Source organism: Arcicella aquatica, assembly GCF_034928825.1.
GTDB lineage: Bacteria > Bacteroidota > Bacteroidia > Cytophagales > Spirosomataceae > Arcicella > Arcicella aquatica.
In genome coordinates this window covers 1-4,942 of sequence record NZ_JAYFUL010000089.1, presented here as the reverse complement: position 1 = coordinate 4,942, position 4,942 = coordinate 1, and the positions used below count along the sequence as shown (strand labels likewise).

Below are 4,942 nucleotides of genomic sequence, written 5' to 3'. Positions count from 1 at the left end.
CCGATAGTTTATTTATAAATGCATGTGCTTTACACAACTTTAGAGTCAAAAGCCCCATGAGAGCATACAGTCGGGCAAACTCGCACGTGAGTAAAATCATTTTTAACTAATAGCCTTTATTGAATTCATCTATATAATTTAAGTTGCGACGTATTGATGGACTATAATTTTTCGATTGCGTATGCGAATAAAAAAAGTACTAATTTTAATATAAAGCCCTTAATGGTGACAGCATGAATACTTCGAGGGAACAAATTGGTAATTCCATTGAAAGTGTGTTCTATGGTTTTTCTGTAGTGTTCCTTTAGAAATGCTTGACATCTTTCATCTGGTCTTTTTGAGTTATTTTTACGAGTTACTTTAAGATAAATATCCTCACATTGAGCATAGAAATCTTCTAATTCATAGTCAGTATAAGCTGAATCGGCATAAAGCGTACTCTGAGGTGGTAAATCTAAGTTCATAGCTTGGAAAGCTGTTATATCAGCAATACTACCAGCAGTAATATAATAGCCAACTGGAGAACCATCTTGACTAACAACGACTTGAAGTTTAAAACCATAGAAATACTCTCTTTTACTACTATTATACCCTCGGTAAACGTCATTACGTAAAAGTTTACAGCGGTTAATTCGGATATTATGACCGGGCGGCGAACCGCAAACAGCAACAGGAAAAGAGTCTATCACATAAATATTATTAGTATTTAGTTCTTTAAAAACATGAGATAATACACCAAAAAGACATGTAAAATGTGATTCTAAGCCATGTAAACGGCGATTTAATCCAGATTTGTCAATAAGCTTAACACCGTGATGGTCTCTTAAATACAAACCTGCTGAAACAAAGTTTCCATGAAAATAACGTGCCGCTAAGATAGCTAATACAACTACTTGAGCATCATACATTTTACGCTGCTTATCTTCAAGGTGTTTTATACTCTTAAAATAATCGTCTACTAAACAGTAGAGGCAAATGGTTTTGTCTAACATTGTCCTAATTGCTAATAACTTGTAACGTGAGATATTACAAAATTAGAAAATAGGACGTGTTAGATAATCTATAAGCATAAGTCGCAACTTAAATTATATAATAAAATTCTTTTTCCATTTTAATTGCCTTTTAAGTTTATTTAGTTTTTATCCCTCCCTTAGCATTGCCTTTCACTACATCAGAGCAAATCGCAATGTTACTTTACAAAAGTGCAAAGCATTGTATATTTTTCCAAGTTGTGTACTCAGTTTACCACAAGACGTCGCCTTCTAAGAATACCTTCATACAATAATGTTTGAAACAAACGCCAAGCGAGATATTGAAACTAGACACCCCACTCCCTTAGTTCCACTATTTCTTAATGAAATAATAATCATAACTTATTTATATTCAACGTTTTAATTTTGTTACTTACTTCTTTTTAGTACAAACCAAGCTAAAAAGTATGAGGTACTCCATTTTTCTCCTGCTATTTCTTCTATTTTCTTGTTCCCACAACGACGATACCATTAAAATAAAAGGTTCTGATACTGAGGTTAACCTTGCTGTGCAATTGGCTGAATCATTTCATCAAACCAATTCAGAGGTCTTTGTTTCAATATCGGGGGGTGGCTCTGGTTTGGGAATTGCCTCGCTATTGAACAATACAGCTGATATTGCTAATTCGTCTAGGAGTATCAACAAAGTGGAAATTGACCTTTTTAAACAAAGAGGAATACCTATCGACTCTTTTATTTTTGCACAAGATGCCATCGCTTTTGTAGTAGCATCCGACTTCCCCATCGATTCCATCAATACCCAAAACCTTGCAAACGTTTTTGGGGGTAAGTTTAAAGACTGGTCGCCAATAATCAGCAAGAAATTGCCCATTAATATCTATGGCCGACAAAGTAACTCTGGCACACACGATTTTGTCAAGAAAAGATTAAAGATTGAGTTTTCGCCGTACGCCAAACAAATGAACGGAAATGCCCAAATTCTGGAGGCCATCAAAGCAGACCATTCGGGTATTGGCTATGTAGGTGCTGGCTATGTTATACACGGCAACAAAGGCATAAAAGTGCTAACGATTTATGACAAGGAAAACCAAAAGGCGGTCTCGCCATTAGATGCTGCCATGATCAGGGCTGGTAAATATTACTTCCAACGCCCATTATACCAATATTACAAATCGGATTCGTACCTTAAAATAAAGCCTTTTCTGGATTTTGAAAAAAGCAAGATTGGCAAAAAAATCATTCAAACGTCGGGATACTATCCTGTAAATATAAAGCCATGACCTTACAAAAAAGAGAATTTATCGATAGCCTAGCCCGACAGCTATTTAAAGCGACAGGTTTTATCACGATTGCTTTGCTAGGGGGCATCTTTATGTTACTGGTGTATAATAGTATAGCCTTCTTCTTGGAAGTAAAACCCCTTGATTTTTTCACTGGCTCGCAATGGAATCCCGAAAATACCAATGGGCATTATGGCATTGCTCCATTATTGGTAAGTACTGGTTTGGTAGCCTTAGGGTCGATGATAATAGCCGTGCCCTTGGGCATATTTACGGCCGCCTTTTTATCCGAAATGGCACATCCTACCTTAAAATTAGTGCTAAAACCCATCATCGAAATGTTGGCGGCTATTCCATCTGTGGCTATTGGTTTTCTGGGGATAGTATTGATAGGACCAAGCATTGCCCAAATATTTGGTATCCAAAATGGGCTGAATGCCTTGAATGGGTCAATATTATTATCGGTAATGGCTTTGCCGACCATCATCACCATCAGCGAGGACGCCATCAGTGCCGTACCCAAAAGCCATCGCGAGGCCTCTTTGGCATTGGGAGCAAACAAATGGGAAACCCTATTTCTGGTTACCCTGCCTGCGGCCATACCAGGGTTAATAGCCGCTGTGATGTTGGGTTTGGGCAGGGCGCTAGGCGAAACCATGACCGTACTGATGGCTACGGGCAACGCCTCTGTATTACCAAAAGGTTTCTTGGATTCTGTCAGAACAATTACAGCTACCATAGCCATTGAAATGGGCGAAGTGCCCTATCAAACTACGCATTACTTCGCCCTGTTTGCCATTGCAGTAGTATTATTTTTAATAACCCTTACCATCAATTTAATAGGAGAATATTTTGCTAACAGACTAAGAAAATTCGACGCATGATTAATAACATAAAAAACGTTTTGAACTGGTTGCTACTGTTGGGCAGTACATTGGTAGTCTGCCTGATTCTGGGCATAATTCTTTGGGATATTTTCTCGAAGGGTTTTTCATCAATCTCATGGCAATTTATCAGCCAATTACCTACAGAAGGTATGACAAAGGGAGGCATTCTGCCTGCCATTGTTGGCACTGTTTTACTTACTTTTATTACAACGCTATTTTCGGTGCCGTTTGGGGTAGCCTGTGCTTTATACCTCAACGAATACGCACAGCCCTCTTTGCTTACCAATATTATCAGGGCGTCTATCAGAAATCTGGCAGGTATTCCCTCTATTATTTACGGGTTGTTTGGTCTGGCTTTGTTTGTACAAACCCTACGGTTGGGTACTTCCGTGCTATCGGCAGGACTAACATTGGGCTTGCTTTCGTTGCCCTATATCATTACTACTACCGAAGAAGCCCTAAAACGAATACCCAACAGTATGCGAGAAGCCACCTTGGCATTGGGCGTAACCCAGTTCGAAACCATCAAAGATGTAGTTTTGCCACAGGCACTACCGGGCATTCTTACGGGGGTTATCCTCACGATGTCGAGGGCAGCAGGTGAAACCGCCCCCATTTTATTTACAGGGGTAGCATTTTATATCAATGGCATTACTACATCGGTCAACAAAGAATTTATGGCGCTGCCATATCATTTATATATGTTATCAACACAGCATCAATCCATAGAATCTGTCAGACCATTGGCTTATGGCACAGCCGCAGTACTGATTCTACTGGTTTTCATGCTGAATATTATAGCCTTTTATATCCGTTTCAAACACAAATCACAAGCCTAACATGGAAGACATAAAACTATCGGCACATAATTTAAACCTATATTTTGGTGAAAAGAAAGTATTGAAAAACGTAAATATAGATTTCCCCAAAAATAAAGTTACTGCCTTAATCGGTCCTTCTGGCTGTGGAAAATCTACTTTGTTAAGAACTTTCAACCGTATGCACGATTTATCGCCCGACGCACGAATAGAGGGAGTAGTAAAGCTTGACGATTTGAATATATACGATAACAAAAATTCTGTGACCGAAATCCGCAAGCGAATAGGAATGGTATTTCAGAAAGCCAACCCCTTACCCAAGAGTATATACGACAACCTTGCGTATGCCCTGAATATTCATAATTTCCCGAAGGACGAAATCCCTAGCATGATTGAAAAAGCCCTTAAAGAAAGCTATTTATGGGAAGAAGTAAAGGATGAATTAAAAAAACCAGCCGTAAAGTTATCAGGTGGACAACAGCAAAGATTGTGTATTGCCCGAACAGTGGTGCTACGCCCCGAGGTTATTTTGATGGACGAACCGTGTTCAGCCCTAGACCCAATCAGTACCAACAAAATAGAAGAGCTGATTATGACTTTGAAGAACAACTACACCATTGTAATCGTTACCCACAATATGCAACAAGCACAACGTATATCCGACTATGTTGCTTTTATGTACTTAGGTGAATTGATTGAATACGATACTGCCGAAAACATCTTCAAACATCCCCAACAAGAACTTACCAAAAATTATGTTGGTGGGCATTTTGGGTGATGGGGCTGTACTTTGTTTGGCATAGTCTAAGACTATTCCTAGCGAGGTAATCACTATCCCTAGCGAGGGACTTAAGTCCTAATGATTACCCACATCTTTTAAAAAAGTTGAAATGGAAATGTGGTTATTGATAAAATTGGTTTAAATAGGCTTAAATCGCCTTTCAAACCGAGCTTTGGTCGCCTCA

5 protein-coding genes are annotated in these 4,942 nt (G+C 38.9%); 4 read left to right on the top strand and 1 reads right to left on the bottom strand.

Features of this window, described 5'->3' with window-relative positions:
* Window positions 1-161: 161 nt before the first annotated feature.
* The gene (locus tag VB264_RS24810) at window positions 162-992 is read right to left on the bottom strand and encodes an IS982 family transposase (protein WP_456151984.1); all 831 of its coding nucleotides are present in this window, start codon (window positions 990-992) and stop codon (window positions 162-164) included.
* A gap of 446 nt (window positions 993-1,438) precedes the next feature.
* On the opposite strand from VB264_RS24810, the gene VB264_RS24805 reads away from it, so the two are divergent.
* Genes VB264_RS24805 through pstB form a run of 4 tightly spaced genes read left to right on the top strand, consistent with a single transcriptional unit; the run spans window position 1,439 to window position 4,755 of the window.
* The gene (locus tag VB264_RS24805; RefSeq protein ID WP_323254076.1) at window positions 1,439-2,272 is read left to right on the top strand and encodes a PstS family phosphate ABC transporter substrate-binding protein; all 834 of its coding nucleotides are present in this window, start codon (window positions 1,439-1,441) and stop codon (window positions 2,270-2,272) included.
* A complete protein-coding gene (gene pstC, locus VB264_RS24800) occupies window positions 2,269-3,156 on the top strand; it encodes a phosphate ABC transporter permease subunit PstC (RefSeq protein ID WP_323254075.1) in 888 nt (295 codons plus the stop codon). The genes VB264_RS24805 and pstC overlap by 4 nt, the downstream gene beginning before the upstream one ends.
* Complete coding sequence (pstA, locus tag VB264_RS24795; protein ID WP_323254074.1) at window positions 3,153-3,998, top strand: phosphate ABC transporter permease PstA; 846 nt, start codon at window positions 3,153-3,155, stop codon at window positions 3,996-3,998. The genes pstC and pstA overlap by 4 nt, the downstream gene beginning before the upstream one ends.
* Window positions 3,999-4,008: 10 nt before the next feature.
* Window positions 4,009-4,755: a phosphate ABC transporter ATP-binding protein PstB gene (pstB, locus tag VB264_RS24790; RefSeq protein WP_323254078.1), complete on the top strand. Its 747-nt coding sequence runs from the start codon at window positions 4,009-4,011 to the stop codon at window positions 4,753-4,755.
* The last annotated feature ends 187 nt before the right edge of the window (window positions 4,756-4,942 follow it).

Coding starts and splice junctions, on each gene's coding strand:
- VB264_RS24810 (WP_456151984.1), bottom strand. CDS start 992: ATGTTAGACAAAACCATTTGCCTCTACTGTTTAGTAGACGATTATTTT.
- VB264_RS24805 (WP_323254076.1), top strand. CDS start 1,439: ATGAGGTACTCCATTTTTCTCCTGCTATTTCTTCTATTTTCTTGTTCC.
- pstC (WP_323254075.1), top strand. CDS start 2,269: ATGACCTTACAAAAAAGAGAATTTATCGATAGCCTAGCCCGACAGCTA.
- pstA (WP_323254074.1), top strand. CDS start 3,153: ATGATTAATAACATAAAAAACGTTTTGAACTGGTTGCTACTGTTGGGC.